Annotated in this window: 18 protein-coding genes; 2 read left to right on the top strand and 16 right to left on the bottom strand. The window is 53.2% G+C overall.

Annotated elements, in window-relative coordinates:
• Positions 1-10 precede the first annotated feature (10 nt).
• From B9A95_RS00255 to B9A95_RS00245, 3 genes are all read right to left on the bottom strand, one after another.
• Positions 11-721: an IS6 family transposase gene (locus tag B9A95_RS00255; protein ID WP_084044974.1), complete on the bottom strand. Its 711-nt coding sequence runs from the start codon at positions 719-721 to the stop codon at positions 11-13.
• Positions 722-802: 81 nt separating this feature from the next.
• The gene (locus tag B9A95_RS00250) at positions 803-1,234 is read right to left on the bottom strand and encodes a PIN domain-containing protein (protein WP_084044973.1); all 432 of its coding nucleotides are present in this window, start codon (positions 1,232-1,234) and stop codon (positions 803-805) included.
• Positions 1,231-1,503: an AbrB/MazE/SpoVT family DNA-binding domain-containing protein gene (locus tag B9A95_RS00245; protein ID WP_084044972.1), complete on the bottom strand. Its 273-nt coding sequence runs from the start codon at positions 1,501-1,503 to the stop codon at positions 1,231-1,233. The genes B9A95_RS00250 and B9A95_RS00245 overlap by 4 nt, the downstream gene beginning before the upstream one ends.
• 95 nt (positions 1,504-1,598) lie before the next feature.
• On the opposite strand from B9A95_RS00245, the gene B9A95_RS00240 reads away from it, so the two are divergent.
• Positions 1,599-2,381, top strand: coding sequence for a hypothetical protein (locus B9A95_RS00240; protein WP_139806308.1), 783 nt, complete (start codon positions 1,599-1,601; stop codon positions 2,379-2,381).
• Positions 2,378-3,313 (top strand): tyrosine-type recombinase/integrase, encoded by a 936-nt coding sequence (locus B9A95_RS00235; RefSeq protein ID WP_139806307.1) that lies wholly within the window; start codon positions 2,378-2,380, stop codon positions 3,311-3,313. Before B9A95_RS00240 ends, B9A95_RS00235 begins: the two co-directional genes overlap by 4 nt.
• Before the next feature lie 53 nt (positions 3,314-3,366).
• Here the strand turns inward: B9A95_RS00235 and B9A95_RS00230 are convergent, their stop codons facing one another.
• The 13 genes from B9A95_RS00230 to B9A95_RS00185 form a co-directional block, all read right to left on the bottom strand.
• On the bottom strand, positions 3,367-3,591 hold the full coding sequence (locus B9A95_RS00230) for a hypothetical protein (protein WP_084044970.1): 225 nt from the start codon (positions 3,589-3,591) through the stop codon (positions 3,367-3,369).
• 104 nt (positions 3,592-3,695) lie between these two features.
• Positions 3,696-5,195, bottom strand: coding sequence for a hypothetical protein (locus B9A95_RS31230; RefSeq protein ID WP_139806306.1), 1,500 nt, complete (start codon positions 5,193-5,195; stop codon positions 3,696-3,698).
• Between the two features lie 94 nt (positions 5,196-5,289).
• Positions 5,290-5,544 (bottom strand): acyl carrier protein, encoded by a 255-nt coding sequence (locus B9A95_RS00225; protein WP_084044969.1) that lies wholly within the window; start codon positions 5,542-5,544, stop codon positions 5,290-5,292.
• A gap of 31 nt (positions 5,545-5,575) precedes the next feature.
• Positions 5,576-7,366: an AMP-binding protein gene (locus B9A95_RS00220; protein ID WP_170928338.1), complete on the bottom strand. Its 1,791-nt coding sequence runs from the start codon at positions 7,364-7,366 to the stop codon at positions 5,576-5,578.
• The gene (locus B9A95_RS00215) at positions 7,363-7,974 is read right to left on the bottom strand and encodes a 4'-phosphopantetheinyl transferase family protein (RefSeq protein WP_170928337.1); all 612 of its coding nucleotides are present in this window, start codon (positions 7,972-7,974) and stop codon (positions 7,363-7,365) included. The genes B9A95_RS00220 and B9A95_RS00215 overlap by 4 nt, the downstream gene beginning before the upstream one ends.
• 160 nt (positions 7,975-8,134) lie before the next feature.
• Complete coding sequence (locus B9A95_RS00210) at positions 8,135-9,463, bottom strand: aminotransferase class I/II-fold pyridoxal phosphate-dependent enzyme (protein ID WP_084044966.1); 1,329 nt, start codon at positions 9,461-9,463, stop codon at positions 8,135-8,137.
• A 14-nt stretch (positions 9,464-9,477) separates the two neighbouring features.
• A complete protein-coding gene (locus B9A95_RS00205; RefSeq protein WP_084044965.1) occupies positions 9,478-10,812 on the bottom strand; it encodes an aminotransferase class I/II-fold pyridoxal phosphate-dependent enzyme in 1,335 nt (444 codons plus the stop codon).
• Between the two features lie 410 nt (positions 10,813-11,222).
• Positions 11,223-12,236, bottom strand: coding sequence for a class I SAM-dependent methyltransferase (locus B9A95_RS00200; RefSeq protein WP_084044964.1), 1,014 nt, complete (start codon positions 12,234-12,236; stop codon positions 11,223-11,225).
• Between the two features lie 169 nt (positions 12,237-12,405).
• The gene (locus tag B9A95_RS31225; RefSeq protein WP_139806305.1) at positions 12,406-13,476 is read right to left on the bottom strand and encodes a class I SAM-dependent methyltransferase; all 1,071 of its coding nucleotides are present in this window, start codon (positions 13,474-13,476) and stop codon (positions 12,406-12,408) included.
• Positions 13,477-13,493: 17 nt separating this feature from the next.
• Entirely contained in the window at positions 13,494-14,552 is a 1,059-nt protein-coding gene (locus tag B9A95_RS00195) for an acyl-ACP desaturase (RefSeq protein WP_084044963.1), read from the bottom strand.
• 714 nt (positions 14,553-15,266) lie between these two features.
• The gene (locus B9A95_RS31220) at positions 15,267-15,923 is read right to left on the bottom strand and encodes a hypothetical protein (RefSeq protein WP_139806304.1); all 657 of its coding nucleotides are present in this window, start codon (positions 15,921-15,923) and stop codon (positions 15,267-15,269) included.
• The gene (locus B9A95_RS00190; RefSeq protein WP_084044962.1) at positions 15,913-16,683 is read right to left on the bottom strand and encodes an iron-containing redox enzyme family protein; all 771 of its coding nucleotides are present in this window, start codon (positions 16,681-16,683) and stop codon (positions 15,913-15,915) included. The genes B9A95_RS31220 and B9A95_RS00190 overlap by 11 nt, the downstream gene beginning before the upstream one ends.
• Positions 16,680-17,519, bottom strand: a complete 840-nt coding sequence (locus tag B9A95_RS00185) for a methyltransferase family protein (RefSeq protein WP_139806303.1) — start codon at positions 17,517-17,519, stop codon at positions 16,680-16,682. The genes B9A95_RS00190 and B9A95_RS00185 overlap by 4 nt, the downstream gene beginning before the upstream one ends.
• Between the last annotated feature and the right edge of the window lie 55 nt (positions 17,520-17,574).

Here is a 17,574-nt window from a genome sequence, read left to right as displayed (position 1 = left end):
GGTTTGATTCTCAAACCGCCTGCTGCAATACCTCTTGCCAGAGAAGCAGTGCTGTGGTTTGGTTGCTTCGTCTCAGGGCAGCTGGGGTGGTCGTTCGGGTATGGCGGTGAAGGTTCGAGACGCGGGCGTGCAGGGCGAGGAATTCCTGCGTTCGCCGTCGTCGTTTGAAGCCGAGCTGAGCACGTTCCTGCTGCCGGGTGGGGCGATGCGACTGTTCCACAATGTTGTTACAGCGGGCGGTGGACACGACCTGAAGGTGCTCCACGGTGTGGAGCACAGGAAGTTCTCGTAGGGCCGCCCCGTAACTCCACAGCTTGTCAGTGTGGATGACCTCCGGCACGTCGTGTTGCCTCAACAGGCGGACAAAAAAGGACTTGGCCGCCTCGGTATCTCGGTGTTCCTGAAGAAGGAGGTCGAGCACGTTGCCGTGCTCGTCTACCGCTCGCCACAACCAATGCTTCACCCCACCAACCTGGACGCACATCTCATCCAGATGCCACCGAGAACCCCGGCGGGGTTCCCGGTGGCGCAGTTCCTCCGTGAGGAGGGGAGCGAATTTAATGTTCCACTGACGCAGGGTTTCGTGGCTGACCCGAATACCAAGTTCGTGGAGCAGTTCCTGAACGTCACGCTGACTGAGAGGGAAGCGGTGGTAGAGCCACAGGGCGTAACCGATGACGTTCAGGGGAAAACGGTGGCGGTAGGGCTTCCGGTCAGTCACAACTCACCAGCCTACCGGCATTAAGTTGCCAGAACGCCTGGAACAGAGTTGAGGGGGATGTTACAGGGATGCCGCCCCATTTTAGGCTCCTTCTCCAGAAGGGCGGCGGATCAGAAGGACCTGAAAGGGGAGATCGGGGATGGTCGCCCAGGTCTGCTCCGCCGTCATCACGTCTGCACCCAGGACTTCCGCGAGACCGAGGCACAAGGCATCGCCTAGGCTGAGATCGTAGGGACGGCGGCGCGCATAGTAGAACCCTGCGGCCTTCTGTGCCCTTGCCTCGAACGGCACGACCTCAAGCAGGTGTCCAAGTCGGTGAATCCGGCTGCGAACCTGCTCTGGAGTGAAGCTGCCGTCACTGACCAACTTGCCCTCCACCTCGACCAATTGAACGGCAGACACCAGAAAGTCCTGCTTGCCCTGCATCAGGGCTTGAAGCACTTCTTCCCCACCAGGTTCCTTACGGATGTAGGCAATGATCGCGCTGGCATCCAGGAGCACAGGACGACTCAAGGCTTCTCCCGCTGAGCCTCGGCACGCCGCTCCTCCAAATGTTCCTGAGTAAAGTCGCGCCCATCTCCTTCGGCCAAGCTCCCGTACAGCTCCTGGGCCAGTTGCCGCCTTGTAGTGAGCTGAACTCGCTCTCCCTCCACCACATACATCAAGGTGTCCCCTTCTTCCACATGAAGGGCATCACGCACGGCACGGGGAAGGATCACGCGATACTTGGGTCCGAGCTGCCCGGAGTACACCTTTTGCTCAGTAGTGACGCTTTCAGTCATAGGGACACTTTATCAGTCCCTGTGCCCCCAAATTTGGTACCTTTCCGGTAAGGTGTATTACCAAAAAGCATTCGTGTACACTACACACCATCTCCATGACCACACCCGTCACCACTCAAGACCCTCAAGAACTAACCTCAGGCGAGTCCCCCTCCACCAATCCCACCCAAGATCTCCTGACAGAAATTGAGAAGCTCCACAAGTTGCTGCTCAAGGATGCCGAAGAGGGGAGGGGGGCAGCTGATCAGCCCCAGCGCGACCCGTCCTACAGTCGGACCCTCTGGACCTGGTGGGGAACGGGGGCCTGTCTGCTGCTGCTCCTGATTCCGTTCGGGTCTACTTGGGTCACCCTTGCCCTTGCGCTCATCGCGTTGGTGCTCATCAGCATCTGCATTTGGACAGAGGGAAGTTCCATCGTTCGGGAGTGGCAGGATCGCCGTGCAGACACACTGAAACAATTACAGCTGGGGTTCAGCCGTGAGCGTCCTTTACTGGAGGCCTTGCTGCCTTATTCCAGAGCGGCCCTGCTCCACGTCGCGGCCTCCGCTCGTGCTGCGGACGTCCGGGTCTGGTCACGCATCTCCTTCTTCCTGGGACCCAACCGGGCTGGCGGAGCTCTGGGAGCGCTCCTGCTGATCTTTGGGATTTTTAGCGCCGGGAAGTACCTCCAGGACCAAGACGTCGCTTTGCCTCTTCTGGGCACCAAGATCACGGTCAACCACATTCTCACGGTGGGAGGTGGATTGTTGGCGGGCGCTCTGGCCCTCCTCTTTGCGGGCGCGAGCGTACACAGCTTGAACTCCACCGCGGACCTTCTTGAACGGGCAGCGGCCCTGAAGAAGAACTTTGCCGAGGATCAGAAGGGAGAAGGCAAATGACGCTCGACCTCTATAAGCACGGCCAACTTGCAGCGTCGCGGGAATGGGTGAGCCTCCAGTCGGAGGAGCGCCGTCGCCGGGCCATGGCCGCTGTGGCGGAACAGGACAGCGCCACGCTGCTGGGTCTCCTCGAAGCGCACCACGTCCGGACCCATGGCCAGGTCAGCCAAGAGACCTTGCGGAAGTACCGCCTGGGAGGCCGCATGTGGCTGGGGTACGCGTACAGCAACGCCGTCAAGGTGCTGCACCCGGACCCGGAATACGCCGACCTGTGGGTGCGCGGGTTGGAGGAGGCTGGCAAATCCCCCGCTTCCCTCGGCGTGCTGCTGGCTGGGGCACGCGCCCTGTACGCCGCCCTGCGCTGGGCCAAGGCCACGAGGGACGATCCCTTCGTGGACGTCAAACCGCGCAAGGACAAGCGCCGCGCCTGGGACAAACGGCAACCCTATCCCGACAGCGACGTGCAAAAACTCCTCGACGCAGCTCCTGTCGAGATGCGCGTGCTGTTGCGCTTGGGTGGAATCGCCGGCCTGCGGGCTTCTGAGATCACAGGCCTGAAGTGGGGAGACCTGGACCTCGATGGCGGAGCGCTCACCGTCCAGAACGGGAAGGGCGGGAAGGCGCGGCGCGTCCTGCTCTCCAGTTCCCTGGTGGCAGACCTGCACGACCTGGGGCCTAGGGCTTCCGACGTGTTTGTGATTGGCCGAACGCCAGAAGCGGCCCGTGCGCGCTTGCGGACCCTGTGCAACCGGGTCGGCGTTCCGTACCTGGGTCTTCATGCCCTCCGACATCTGGCGGGCACGCGCCTGATCCGTGCAGGTTTTCAACTCCAAGACGTGGCCGAACACCTAGGCCACAGCGACGTGCAGACGGCTCGGGTATACGGCAAATGGGCCGATGATCGGCTGAGAGAGCACTTGCGGGGCCAGTGAAGAAGCGAGGTGACCGCAACTGTTGCTGCGGCCACCTCGCCTTCTCTGCCTGCTTACCGGCAAGTGTGCATGTCTGCCGTGGCACTCGCCTGCGGACGCCCATGCGGGTTGGGCTGATCGATCCCAGCGGAGAGTTGTGCCAGGCGGTCCACGGTGGAAGCCGCTTCCGGCGTGAGCATCAAGGACCGGGCGCGGGCAGGGCTGCACCGCCATTCCCCCTCGCGCTCCTGCACGTCGTCGGATCGGCGGAGCTGAACAACCTCGAACGGCGCAATCATGCCCGGAACGTATCAGGCACGCTCAACGCCGCACCCTGACGCTTACTTTGCAACTGCTTAGCGTAATAACCGTTCTCAATACCAGAAAGTTGCTACGATGAAATTCACCTTCGAAGCCGTTCTATTGCGCCGAGAATATGTCCAGCCAATTCTGCTTTTCTGAGCATATCTTGCATGGAAGAAAGAGGGCTGGAATAAAGAGTATCATTGGATATAATCTCTGGCCAATTAAGTTCTTCATCGACAAGATTATTATTTATATCTGCAACACCTGCAACCCTCATAGCTTCTAGAAATTTCCATGCAAGTAGTCCTTGTCCTATAGCCGTAGGGTGAACACCGTCTAGAGAAAAAATTCCGCCCTGGATCATTCTTCCATCTGGATTTACATCGTAGTACTTCGTATTAATAGGTGGGTAGATGAACTCAAGCGCATCCGGCAAATTGGATCTTGGATTTGCATTGTTGCGCTTCCATGCCAGCTTCTCAAGGTAATCAGCTATGTCAACCAGATGGAGCGTTATGTTCGTATGTTGAAAATTTTTAACGATCTCGACTATAATTCTATTGAATTGTCTAATACAGCGATCTATATGGATTGCATCGCTTACGGTTAGGTATTTTCCCGTATCTATAGCTGTCTGTTCATCGAAGGGAAAGTAGGTATAATACTTATAATAAGTATACTCGATCTTTTGATCCATATGATCTGTTACTTCAATGTTATACTTCTCTCCTACGCCTCTTATTAAGGGGGCTATGGTAACGATGGGTATAGTTGCAAGAAAAATTCTGCAATGCTGACCATTATTATTTCCAATAGCCTCAACAGTTCTATTTATTAACTCTTCGTATTCTCTTTTGAAGTCATTAGGATGCCATAGGTTCCATTTTTTATTCCTTCTCTCATAATATGGCATTCCTTCAATATTGGGTAGGTCAGGAGTTTGATTGACACTTAAACTAATTACCGTGCCAAGAGCATGATTTGCCCCCAACCATAACACCAAGTTTTCCACCCCTTCCCTCTTCGAATGATATTCTAACCAGTCTAGAGGGGTTTTCTGATAGTGAACAAGAGATAAACTTGGGTTTAATACCTTTAAAGCAGTACGATACCAAAAATAATCACTACCCGAAAGAAAACCATCTCTGCTCCCTGTTTTTATTTCACTCTGACAGATCTTTGGGGTGAGGAGCCATGCGTCAGATATCCTCATTCCGAAGATAGATATGTTGTTAAAATATTCGACATTGCCATTTTCATATTGTTGATAATGCGCTCCCCCCCCTCGCTCGTAATAATCTTCTGATGCATCGAGAACGGAATTGATTTCTTGGAGAACGGTGAGCCATTCCAGACCCTTTATGTTACTGCCGTATCTCTGATTGAGCCGCCTTAAAATAGCCTCTATATTTATTCCAATTCCATTTTCCGGCCAGAATGGATATGTATAATCTAAGTTGTTAATTGGTGATTGACAATACCCAATATTGAGACCCAGCTTTCTAGCAATTAGATTCGAAAAAGAAAGATCAGTTCGAGCGGCGGAGAGAGACATGTATCCCTGGGAGATACTATCGCCTATGGTAAACAGTTTCATTGCAACTCCTCCTCCAACAAGTATTTCTATATCGATCAGCCTAGAAGTAGTCACTGTATTCAATCAATCAGATCAATGCTCCCGTTCTACGATTTTAGATTTCAGGATAGAAATGAGCTACGATACCAAGAATAGTTGGATAATCGAATAGCAAGAGGGGGTCGACGTACACACCCAGCTTGTCTTCCAATTCACCGCAGAGATTCACGCTATATACGGAATCGAGCCCATAATTGGAAAGAGGCGTGGAGGCATCTATTTCGCCCGGTTCACGCTGAACATATTCAGCCACCTTCTCAGTGAGCCAGGTGGACAGTTCCTGCTGTTTTGTAGGGAGGAGTTGCGTCATTGAGTTTTTCAACCTTTCAGAAGAATGGGGCTCAGACCGGTGACGGTTGGTCGGTGCGCGCCAAGCGGACCTGATCCAAATCGTCGTAGACGTCCTCATGTAGGGCTTCGAGCTTGCGTCCCAGGAACAAACGGCGCATCTCGCTACGCATCACCTTGCCGCTGGTCGTCCTGGCAAAGTTTGCTGTAGTCACGAAGACAAGACCCGCGACGCTGACTCCAAACTCCCTGCTGATCGCCTGTCGGATTGCCTCCGTCAAACCAGTCGGAAGTGCTTCATCCGTGCGGCCCACTTCAAGAACCACGACCACCTCCTCGCGCACACCCGTGTCTACGGTGAAAGCGGCAGCAGCGCGCAAAGCTGGCTGCACTTGCAGAGCAGTCACCTCGACATCCTGCGGATAGATGTTGCGCCCGCCGATGATCATCAGATCCTTGATGCGGCCCGTCATAAACAGCTCCCCTTCATACAAGAAGCCGAGGTCACCCGTTCGCAGAAATGGACCCTCGCCAGTGGAGGTATGAGCCTGGAAGGTTGTGACGGTCAGATCGGGACGCTCCCAGTAACCGGCACCCACACTGCCTCCTCTGACCCAGATTTCACCGACAGAGTTTGGAGGCAGGGTTCTGGACGTTTCTACATCGACAATATGCACGTCCAAGTTCACAGGGGCTCCACACCCTACGAGTTCACGGCCGCCTTCGCCTTCTCTAACAGGTTGTGCGACTCCACTTTCGAGCATGACGGGATCGACCGCCAGTACGTTGGGGCCCTGTTCAGATGTGTATGCCGTGACAAGCAGCGTAGATTCGGCAAGCCCGTAACAGATGCAGAAATCACGAACATCGAAACCATATGGGCCGAATCTCTGTGCAAAAGCTTTGAGGGTCGCTGGCCGTACAGGTTCAGCCCCATTGAACGCTCTCGTCCAACTGGAGAGATCAATTCCCTCCAGGTCATTTGGTGAAATACGCTGCGTACACAGATCGAAGGCGAAGTTGGGTCCTCCACTCGTGGTCACCCTATATTTGCTGATGGCGCGGAGCCAGAGGGCTGGCCTTTTAATAAAGGTGGCGGGGGTCATCTGCACGCTTGGAATGCCCATATAAATGGGGTGAAGCGTGGTTCCGACCAGTCCCATGTCGTGAAAGGTAGGGGCCCAGTTCCCCATGACCGTACTGTCCGAGTGACCGAAGAGCAGCCGAATCTCCTCGACGTTGTGCATCAGGGCCCTGTGGGTGATCATCACGCCCTTGGGTTCCCCCGTTGACCCCGACGTATACTGCAGATAGGCTACATCCTCAGCTTCAAAGGCCTGTACCTGCTGGATGGGCGGGTTGTCGGTCATGGTCTCTGTCGAAAAGCAGGGCAGATCATGAATGACCGTTGAAGCGAGGCCGGTTCGCAAGACTTCCAAAGCGCTGTCGTCCGTTAACACGAGGGCGGCTCTCGCATTCCTGGCCACCTGCGCCACCCGCGCCATCCCACCCTTCTGTCGTCCAGGAAGGGGCATCGGCGCAGCAATGACACCTACTCGGAAACAAGCAAGTAGGGCGCAGATGAAGGTTGAACCTGGGGAATACAGCATCAGAGCCTGCTGTCCCCGCCAGGGCTCAAGTCCGCGGGCAATGCGCGACGACCGATCCGCCAATTGCGCAAAAGTGAGGCGTTCCATCTCCTCGCCTCGCTCATCTAGGAACACGAAGGCAAGCTGGTTGGGACGGCTCAAGGCATATGCATCTAGCCGTGCCGTTAAGGTTTCGAAAGGCGCAGCCGACTCCTGGGCGAAGGCCTGCACTTCAGGTTCGTGATTCAGGTTCATACGGCGTTCCTCCAACACAAGCCAAACGTGCAGTCCTGGATATCTTCTGCACTCCAGTACATCCATGTACCGTCGGTTCCCATGAGATTGACGGGCGTGAAATAGGCTGAGTTGAGATGTTCCTGGTGCTGGAAAGACAGAGAGGGAAAGGGAAAATGCAGGCCCTGCCCAGTGGCTTTCGCATACGCTTCTTTTAAAGTCCACCGACGCCGCAAGAATGCTTGAGCGGGTTCTTCTTCAAGCATGAGGCGTTGGCATTGTTCCCAGTCGCTCAACGTAAACCTCTCGACTGGAAGCGTCGCGGGAAAGCCCCAGCGACGCTCCACATCAATCCCGACTTGGGCATCAGGGAGAGCGGCGGCGTACCAGCTTCCCCGCGAATGACTGAGGCTAACGCCATAAGGAGATCCTTTGATGGTGGCGTAGGGTTGTCCCGTTCCGTGAACGAAGAGTTGGACGTCGCCCTCGTCAACCTGAGCATGCAGTTGAAGGAGGATCTTGAGGAGGGCCTGACCGAATCGCTGACGCTCGGCCACGTCGAGGAGGCGGGCATGATGAGAATTGCTGCTCCTTAGTCCTATGCCATGATTGTCCAGCTGCAACCGCACGATTAATGGCTCCGCACGAGGGGACTTCGCCCACTGCTCTCCTAGGACTGTGAAGTGGACCAAGTCCTCAGTCCGAACGTCGATTATGATGGGGTTCCGTTCGGATGCTGCCTGAAGGAGGACACGACGGACTTCAAGGACTTGCTGTGGTGGTCGTCGTTTAGACAAGAGCCGCCTCGACCCGTTCCTGTTGTTCGTCCTGAGGACGACCAAGCAGTTCTTTGACCAAGTCCTTCGCCTCCGCATGTGCTGCCGTCATGATGTCCGCGGCGCGCTCAATGGCTTCCGGGGCATGGGTGGGCATCACTTGAAAGCGGAAGCGGGCCTTCCCAAAAGGAACTGCGGGGTACTCGACGAGATTCGCGAGGACACCTCGTTCCTGCATGAGGCGACCCGTCACACGCGCGGTTGCTTCATCGCCAATTTCCACCGGGACAATAGGTGAAGCGTCACCAAGGACAGTGTTCCCGCGCGACTCCATCGCAACCCGAAGGTTCAGAATGCACTTCATCAGAAGGTGGCGCAGGTGGTTTCCCTCGCCACTAAAAGCGATGTCCATACACTGGAGGACGACCGAGGCCTGCATCGGCGACAGGGCATTGGAGAACACATACGGATGGCTGTTGCACATCAAGTAATCGTGAACGGAGGCACTCGCAGCAACAAATCCTCCGTTGGAAGCGAACGTCTTGCTGAACGATCCCATGATGACGTCGGGTCGCTGGTCATCGGGGACAGTCTCAAGAAGCCCAAGGCCCCGCTCACCCGTGGCACCAAAATCGTGTGCCATATCGAGGATGGTGATGGCCCCGTACTCTTTCGCCAGCTGGTGGACCTGCTGGAGGTCTGGCCCATCCGCATCCATTGAATAGAGGCTTTCGATCACGATGAACAGGCCATTTCTCGCGTTCTTGCGACGGGCATTTGCGAGTGTCTGTTCGAGACGCTGCATATCATTGTGCGGGAACAGCAAGACGCTCGATGTGGCTGAGCGTGCGCCAACTTGGAGACAGTTGTGCGCGTAGGCGTCCATCACGACTGTGTCACCTGGTCGCACGAGCCCTGTCACGACACCGAAGCCTGCCGCCCAGCCAGTGGGGTAGAGAATGCAGCGCTCCCTATTCAGTACACAGCAGAGTTGCGCCTCCAACGCTCGGTAAGCCTGATGCCGCCCCAGCAGCACGGGAGAGCCAGCGCTGTGAACACCGAACCCCGCAATGGCCACGTGCGCTGCTTCGGCGACACGAGGGTCCTGAGCAAGCCCCAGGTAATCCTGGGAGGCAAAATTGATGAAAGTAGGATCGAGTTCCTGACCGTCCTCGCCGGCGACACGAACAGACGAGCCGACTTGAGACAGAAGAGAACGCCCAAATGGAAAGACCTGAAGGTTTCGACGCTCCTGAATCCACGTCGAGAACGGCTGATGACGCTCCTCAAGGGATGTCCCTTCGAGGCGTGAAAAATGAAGTACACTTTTTTGCAAAGTCATATTTCTCCTGAAAGCTATCGGCCTAATGACGTGACATCGACTAACGAAAATGTATCTGAACTAAATACAGAAATAGAGTCTTTTATCTTAGAGGTTGCATCAACCAAATCATTGATCTGAGAGGAATCATGATCCGCCATAACTTGCAGTCGCCAACGAGCGGAGTTTCTGGATACGGCCGGATATTCAACCAGATTTACCAAGAATCCCGAGTTAAGAATTTCTCGAGTGATAATACGGGCCTCATCTACTGGTCCTAGCACAACCGGCACAATGGCGCTCGGCTTGCCAAGCACCTTGAATCCTCTGGATGACAATCTATCACGAAGGGATATTGAATTTGACATAAGTTTTTCTCTTCTGATAGCGCCCTCGCTACTTTGAATAATATCTAGAGATGCAATAACACACGCAGCTTGGACAGGAGACAAGGCATTGGTAAATGTTAACGGTCCTGAGTTATATCTCAATGCAAGTTTTAAAGAAGGATGATTTGTGGCAACAAATCCCCCGTTAGAGGCAAAGGATTTTGAAAAACTTCCCATAACAATATCAACCTTGCCCAACATATCTTGAATTTCAAGAGACCCTCCTCCAGAAGATCCCATACTCCCAAAATCATGCGCTACATCAAGGAAAAGGGTGGCATCATAAAAATGGGCTAACTCTTGAAATTTCTCAATATCAGGAGTAGTACTATCCATGCTGAATAATCCTTCGGTGACTACAAGAATTCCACAACTCGGATCATCACTCCTGATTCGCTTGAGCTTACGCTCCAAATGGTCAGTATTATTATTTGGAAAAAAGTGTACATTTTTCGTCGCCGCACGAGCCCCTTCAATTAGAGAGGCGTGGGAGATAATATCCATAACAACATGGTCCTTCTGAGAAACAAGTGCTCGAATAGTCCCATAGGCTGCACCCCACCCCGTAGGAAAGACGGTGCAATCATTTAACTTTAGCTTCTCGGCAATTCTTTTTTCTAGGACTTCGGTCATTAATGTTTGACCCATCAGAGCAGCAGAACCAGCACTATGAACACCATAATTATCAATAGCGTTTTTTGCCGCTTCACATACTGCCGGATGACCAGCAAGACTTAAGTAGTCTTGAGAAGCAAAGTTTATCGATCTACCACTCCCAATGACTCTACCCTTCCGACTATGCGCTTGAGTAACCGTCGTAATCCGACCTAAAGTATATTTAGAGTAGGGGTCTACACCATATTCAGAGCGCCTCTCCCACCAATCGTAATGACTCATCCAGCGATCCAATAGATCTACTCCCTCTGCATTCCTAAAATCAGCAACAGAACCCGAAAGGGCTTGGCCATACTCATTACTCATTGGAACCTCAGATCAAACATATGGGCCTCTAAAACTCTTGAAGGAAAGCTGGTGATAGCTAGTGATAGGCTATTCCGTAAAGAATGTTGTTTCAAGCATCGAGCGTCAACGACCTCACTATCGTTGCAGTGAATCAGTCATCAGTCTATGCACGCTTCCATGTAGACGATCTCAGGAATTTCAGGGAGAAAGTTAGCAATAAGCATCACATCGCCTGGGCAGAGAGCAGAGTACATCCCCAGATCAGAAGCCGTGCCAGCGGTTGGGAGAGATAAAAGCACGCGGCTTCGGCCAGAAAGGCCCTCCTACTCCCCGTCACCTGTGACTCCTTAAAACGTGATGGTCGTACAGCAGGAGTGGGTCATGAGGTCATTCATACGAAAACCCTAGAAAGTGGAGCGGTATTTGCTTTAGACGTTGATTCTAGATTGGGCGAAGACCAACGAGCGTTCAGTGGAACGCGAGAGGATCACAGGAGCGAGACCTTCAAAGAGTTCAGCGACCTGGGCTTCTGTTCGAAGAATGAGGGGCCAGTCCGCGAGCCAGTCCTTGCAGAAGGCAGAAGCGTCTTCGGGATGAAAATTGGTAATGGCCAAGACCCCCCCGGGGTTGACGCTGCGGCCCATCGTGTGGACCAGGTGACGCGCCGTCGGCTGGTCCAGGTAGTCGAAGAGTCCGGACGAGATCACCACGTCGTACGTCTCCGCGAGCGGGGCCGTGAGCAGTGTTTTGATCGGCAGGCACTGGGTTCGGACGTGCTCCCGCCAGTGGTTGAGGTTGCGCCCCTCGGCGTACGCCAACGCAGAAGGATCCTGGTCAATCAGGTGGACGCTCAAAACGCCTTCCGGAAGGGCAGCGAACGCTTCTCCGATATACCGGGCTCCACCGCAAGCGATATCCAGAACACGCAGTGGTGTCGTGCGCTCTTTCGCCTCCTGCACAATCAGGTCACGGAGATAGCGCCGACGCTCCCACACGGCCCGAACACTATGGATGGTCGAGAAGGTGTAATCGAGCGCGTTTACGAGTGGAGCTTTATACGGGTCCTCGCCAGGCTGATGCTCGAGGTCGTACATCATCTCCATCATGCGGTAATCCCCGGCGTACCCCTGAGGCTTGAGGTACGAGCGTGCAAAGTATTCCGAGCGCAGCAGAACGGGGGCGGTAAGTGCCAGCAGTGCCCGCTGCTCTTCGCGATGCTGATTTGCGGCTGCTCCGACCACGAGACGCTCCACTTCATTGATCATTTGCCAGTAGGCGGCAGCGACCGCCTCGCGCATTCCGAGGCTGGGAATACCCTGCCCCGTCCGTTTGGCATCCTTTTCTAAAGCGTACGCGCGTTCTACAAAAGTCTCGCCAGCCGCTAAGATCAGCGACCTCAGGTCAAAGCTTGGGGTATGGGGGGCGTCTATGAGTGTTGTCATTAGTTTCTCCTATAGAGGAAAGGATTTATGGTGAATGTTATTGACGTTCTTATATGCACGTCGAGAATTGACAATGCCGTTCTTCAGGGAATGTGATTTCAAAGCGAGAGCAGTAAAGCACGCTTTTCATAATATTGTGCTCCTCTTAAATAAAGTGGGTTCGCTATTATCACCGACGAGCCCTCTTGGTCGTGTTACGAATCTCGGTTGGCACAATTCTATCTAACTCAACATAAACAATGTTGCCGTATGCATCTGTATATGACCTAGAGATAAATTCGCTGGCAGCTATTCCACGAGTGAGCAACTCTGCTTCAGATTGCGTACGTAGAATAAGTTTCCAATCCATGTAAGTCTCCATGTACCCTCTGCCTAAATTATTAGGAGTAAAGTTGGCGTATAGTAATTTTCCCCCAGGTTTAAGAATATTAAACAGAGATCGAGTCAATCTATTAGCTAGTGAAGTTGGAATATAATCATATAAACCTGCTGTGTATATGAAATCATATGTTTTTAAATCTTGATTATTCAAGAGGGCTCTAATTGATCTAGACGCAACTTCAATCTTTTGTCCATGAAACGATTTAATGATAGCGAGATTGTGAGGATCGCTATCTAAAGCCGTCACAGATCCCAATTCTCCATTCTGGTAGGCCGAAGACAGTTCGATCTCTCGCATATGGCCACACGAGATTGATAAAATATCCGGCCTATCTATATTTACAGCGACTTTATCTATGATTTTTGCCAAGTGCTCGCGACGATGAATTACGCTGAGCCCATTTGTATTCCTTGTGGTGCACGAAAAAATACGTCGTCCGATTTCCGTCGTATCAATCGGTGGTACCCCTTCATAAATAAAATCCAACATAACGGCATCACCAGCATACCCGCGCGGCTTATCAAATGCCCTTATTGTATATGGACACTGATGGAGTAAGCCTTTTATCGGATGTCCCAGTGCCAGAGGTTTGATGATAGTCTTCCATAAACTATCGCTGCAAGAAGATCTAATTATATTTAATCCCATCGCCAAATCATCTACGCTTTGATTGTAAGCTCCATCAAGTATTTTTTCATAACTACTGTTCAATAAATGTGATACAGCAATAATGCCGTGATCGGGCTGAGGCTCCACGGTGATTGCACTAGACTCGGCGAATTCTGTAGTATCTACAGCGAAAAGGTTTTCTTTGCTCTTCAATGCATTGGCACCTTTTACATCACCTTTCTTTTGCATCCCAGTTACATCCTCCATTACCACACCACTCTTACAAAAGTGCTAGGAGACACTCGATCAAGATACGTATTCGCCTCGAATTGTTGTAAACGTCCAAACAGTCGTTCAAGAGATTCTTCGACGAACGTCATATTTAAGGCGTCCGGAACACGTGTCTCGAATAGTGCTCCATCTTCACCTGGCACTTGACGAGACTGGTGTACGCCCGCGTCAAGTGCCTTCAGGCTCTTGACTCCCAATTGTTCCAAAGCGTATTTCACGACGTCCCTCGCGTACTTGCGCTTACCGAAGACGTCAGCGTCATACAGAACCTGAACAAAAGACTCGTAGTTGGGTACAATATTAGCTGCTGGCATGACAAAACTCTGCAATACGTCTTTCAGCCCAGAAAGTGTCTCCTCTGGAAAGTAATACATATACAGTCGCGCCCCTTCTAGGAAGAAGTTAAAATGGGCAGCTTCATCCACAGCTATGACGTGAGACAGTTCAGCTAGAATGGGATTTACGTCACGCCGCAAAGCTCCTTTACCTTCTCCACGAGCAATGCGAGCGAGATTCAAGTAGTTCACCTGTGTAGCACGCTCCTGCAGCACTGTGTATAGGAGGGTGCGGATGGGATCTTCCCAAGGTGTGGTCCATGCAGAGCGGCGCAACTCGTCGGTGTAGTCCTCGATCCACTCGGGTGAGCGTGCACGAGAGAAGAGCAGCGCATTTCGCCACAGATCAGCGTGCTTTTCCTCTTCAGAGCCCCAACGAAGCGTGAAATGCGAGCGCCCATATCCCCGACGTACGAGGCGAATCAATTCGTACGTGTAATCTGGTGCGTACTGCTCCACGGCGTAGAACCCTTCAATGATGCGAACAACCTCCGGGCTGTGGTTCGTATGGAAGGCCGACCAGTCGAAACTGGTATCGGGATTCCAGTTCCGGGTACTCTGTGAGCGAGAGGTATACCACCGATACAGGCTGTGGAAGGAGCGCTGAATCAGCCGCTCTCGTTCTTGTCTGCTCAGGCGGTGTGGAGAGACTGGGGGGCGGTGTTCCTCGAGTTCTAAAGTAAGCTGCCGGTCAGTCATATTATCTCTCTTTTCAAACAGCACCGTGAATGGAAATATGTCAAATCCAATGGATACCGTCCACATCAAACAGCAAAGGCACAATTAGAATCCGTTAATTAAAAACACCATGAAAGCTCCTATCGTCCTCTTAGTTCTCTAGTGAGCTTGATATACTGAGTAAATATAAGGTTACGTTCTTTATGTACCCCCGTTTGGTGCATTTCGAGATTCCTCAGGAATGCTTTTAGATTTCTGTTGTGACTCAGCCGTCTTCTTCGAGGGCGGCGGCGAGAAGCCTATCTATCCATGGCAAAGATTGCTGCTTCCACGTTCGAAACATACGAACATCTAGACTCAGCAAGTGACACGTTGCCTTGGACATCGGACCCCTTCCCAGCGCCTCACTAAAAATTTCTAAGGAACGACAGTATGTACGGGCGTGATAACGGCTGTCTCCAATCCCAATGACGCCTACTGTTTGAATGCCAGCTAGTGCATCCATTACCGCTGGCAGGTGCTCCTGCCAGCGGTAATGGAGCTCCCCTTGTCCATAGGTAGGTGAACCGAAAACAGCTACCTTGATGGGTGTGATTGGCAGAATAGGTGGTTCAGGTCCCAACTCGATCAGTAGGGTATTGATGCTCGTCACACTGTGGATAGCGAGATCCTTGAAAAGGACGCGCGTTCGGCCCGACGTACTAGCGTAGAGCAACAGGAGATTGGAAGCTCGCGTCACTGCATTTGGTGGACAAGCTCCCGAGCGTACGAGAGAAGTCGTTGACGTAAAGGAAAGGCAGCTTCTGGAGAGACCGATGCAAAGAGATCTTCCCAAGGTCCAACCACATCGCGCGCAGGCACAAATCCTCGGAGATCGTGCATTACGCCGGTTCGTGGATGAACGAAGGACCAGCCTGGCAAGGCGTAGTAGCCGATGCGTTGATAGAAAGAGTCGAGAGCTTGACGGGAGTTTAGGATGTCAATCCGCGCGCCATGAATGAATTGATGGCCCCAGCCACAGCGGAAAGCCAATTGCACCAAGGAGCTACGTCCTTGTTCCTCAGGATGACGCCCCAATCGTCCACTTGCAACTAGGACGGGTTTGAATTCTTCAATCAAAGCATCAGGGTAGTATGCTTCACAATCCAATACTCCATGTATACGTCGTGTTGCCCTCAACCATACAATCAGCTTGCCCTTGTCATACAACGCGTAATGGGTGGAGTAATCATCAATAGGATCACTGGTCGGTGCGCACGCTACCAAACCTCGCATGCGGACGATCTCGTCGAAGGCAGCAGAGCCGGGCCGTACGAGATTGACCGTCGTATCTCCGTCTTCCCACAAAGTGCCTTCTCCCAGCAAGGGAAGGGGTTGAAATTCAGTTATCACTGCTGACCTCCAGGGAGGCGTTCACCCGACGGATGGCACGGTTATACGCGGCTTGCCAGGAAGCTTTTGGGTACAGTTGTAAGTAATATTCGGGGCCGTACAGCATGCCTTCTTTGGCTGTTGGCACAGCATCTAACACTTCCTGCAACACGCCACGGAGCAAGTCAGCGTGTTCAAGGTCCGCTGTAGCATGGTGGTCGATAAACCACAATCCCTTTCCGGGGATCCCGCGGGCACGAAAGCTGTCTTTAACCATGCCGCTGAGGATGGGTGTGCTGGTTTCCACCACGTAGAGGCTGCCAAGCCAGGCGGGCCAATCCCGCAGGTGGACCATCATACGCCTTAAAGCAGCGATGCCAAAAGCACTCGGGGTCATCCGCTTGCTCCGCGCCTGCGCTTCGTCTCCACCAAGACCCACGTAATCGCTCACGGCCATTTCTCCATGGTTGAACTCTTCCGCCTGATGGTGGAGCAGTTCCTCTATCAGCCGCACTTCGAGCGAGCGGGGCATTTGACCGATCAGAGCGATGGATGCCTCGATGATGTGCTCCTGATAGTGGGAGATTTCGAGGTAGATCTCTTTCAACACTTCCCGCAGGGTAGCGACGGGCATGTTGGAGTTGGTCACTGCTTGGAAGAACTCTTCCCGCTGCACTTCTTCCACCAATTGCTGGACACGCTGGTCGAGACGCTCCATGACTTGCTCACTGGTGAGAGTTTTGGGATCGTAGCCGAGATCCATCAGGGCGCGTTCATTCATGTTGTGCCTCCTCGGAGGGCGGGAAACAGGCGGTTGAGTTTTGGGAAGAACATGCCGGTCATTGAGGCATACGCTTCGTATGCCGTAGCGAGCGGACTGTCCCGGAATTTGGCTTCTTCCTGTCTGGCGGCGAATACGTATAGAGTGCCCATTGCGAGGACGGTCAAGAGCAACCAGGGCTGACTGGTTGCGACGAAGCCAGCGGTCCAAGCGATGAGGTAAGAGGTGTAGAACGGATGGCGGATCACCCGGTAGGGACCGTTAGCGATCAACGTGTTGGGCGTATCGGTGGAGAACGCCAGAGTCAGTTGGCGGGCACGCAAGGTACGCATGGCTGAGGTGAATAGGGTGAGCGAGGCTCCGTAGAGGAGAAGCGCTGCACCTTCCGACCAACTTGCTTGACCGTCAATATGCATGATGAGTGCAGTGCCGTGCGCCACAAGACCCACGAGACCGAGGACGCGCGTAACGGTGATACCAATGTTCCGGTCGCTGGTTTTTGCAAAGAGTCCGCCCTGCATCGCCCAGGTGAACGCACCAAAACAGAGTGTGAATCCACCAAGTACGGCGAGTTCCAGTGGTGACGCGGACCAGCGTAGAGCGAGGTCTTGGGAGACCATGGTCAGGAGGGTGTTCGAGTGGAGAGTGGAGTGCTCAAGGATGTCCTTCGCTATTGCCACGTAGTTCGCCTCGCTTTCCGGCGGCGACAGGAACCCCTGGCCTGATCCTTGCTGGAGGAGGCCGCCGGCTTTGTACATGTAGGTTAGATGAAGAGACGTTAAAAAAGCGTTAAATTTTGAGTCAGGCAACTCGTGACGAGAAACAGCGTCTGACACGCCCTCCCATGTCCAGCACTCAGGCCGTTCATGAGAGGAGGGCTCTGACGTACTC

This window comes from Deinococcus hopiensis KR-140, assembly GCF_900176165.1.
Lineage (GTDB): Bacteria > Deinococcota > Deinococci > Deinococcales > Deinococcaceae > Deinococcus > Deinococcus hopiensis.
The sequence above is the reverse complement of the archived record's forward strand: the minus strand, read 5'-3'. Positions and strand labels throughout refer to the sequence as shown.

What these genes read in the sequence shown, in the direction of transcription:
- B9A95_RS00245 (WP_084044972.1), bottom strand. Translation starts at nt 1,503, where the DNA reads ATGACTGAAAGCGTCACTACTGAGCAAAAGGTGTACTCCGGGCAGCTC.
- B9A95_RS00240 (WP_139806308.1), top strand. Translation starts at nt 1,599, where the DNA reads ATGACCACACCCGTCACCACTCAAGACCCTCAAGAACTAACCTCAGGC.
- B9A95_RS00235 (WP_139806307.1), top strand. Translation starts at nt 2,378, where the DNA reads ATGACGCTCGACCTCTATAAGCACGGCCAACTTGCAGCGTCGCGGGAA.
- B9A95_RS00230 (WP_084044970.1), bottom strand. Translation starts at nt 3,591, where the DNA reads ATGATTGCGCCGTTCGAGGTTGTTCAGCTCCGCCGATCCGACGACGTG.
- B9A95_RS31230 (WP_139806306.1), bottom strand. Translation starts at nt 5,195, where the DNA reads ATGAAACTGTTTACCATAGGCGATAGTATCTCCCAGGGATACATGTCT.
- B9A95_RS00225 (WP_084044969.1), bottom strand. Translation starts at nt 5,544, where the DNA reads ATGACGCAACTCCTCCCTACAAAACAGCAGGAACTGTCCACCTGGCTC.
- B9A95_RS00220 (WP_170928338.1), bottom strand. Translation starts at nt 7,366, where the DNA reads ATGAACCTGAATCACGAACCTGAAGTGCAGGCCTTCGCCCAGGAGTCG.
- B9A95_RS00210 (WP_084044966.1), bottom strand. Translation starts at nt 9,463, where the DNA reads ATGACTTTGCAAAAAAGTGTACTTCATTTTTCACGCCTCGAAGGGACA.
- B9A95_RS00205 (WP_084044965.1), bottom strand. Translation starts at nt 10,812, where the DNA reads ATGAGTAATGAGTATGGCCAAGCCCTTTCGGGTTCTGTTGCTGATTTT.
- B9A95_RS00200 (WP_084044964.1), bottom strand. Translation starts at nt 12,236, where the DNA reads ATGACAACACTCATAGACGCCCCCCATACCCCAAGCTTTGACCTGAGG.
- B9A95_RS31225 (WP_139806305.1), bottom strand. Translation starts at nt 13,476, where the DNA reads ATGCAAAAGAAAGGTGATGTAAAAGGTGCCAATGCATTGAAGAGCAAA.
- B9A95_RS00195 (WP_084044963.1), bottom strand. Translation starts at nt 14,552, where the DNA reads ATGACTGACCGGCAGCTTACTTTAGAACTCGAGGAACACCGCCCCCCA.
- B9A95_RS00190 (WP_084044962.1), bottom strand. Translation starts at nt 16,683, where the DNA reads ATGAATGAACGCGCCCTGATGGATCTCGGCTACGATCCCAAAACTCTC.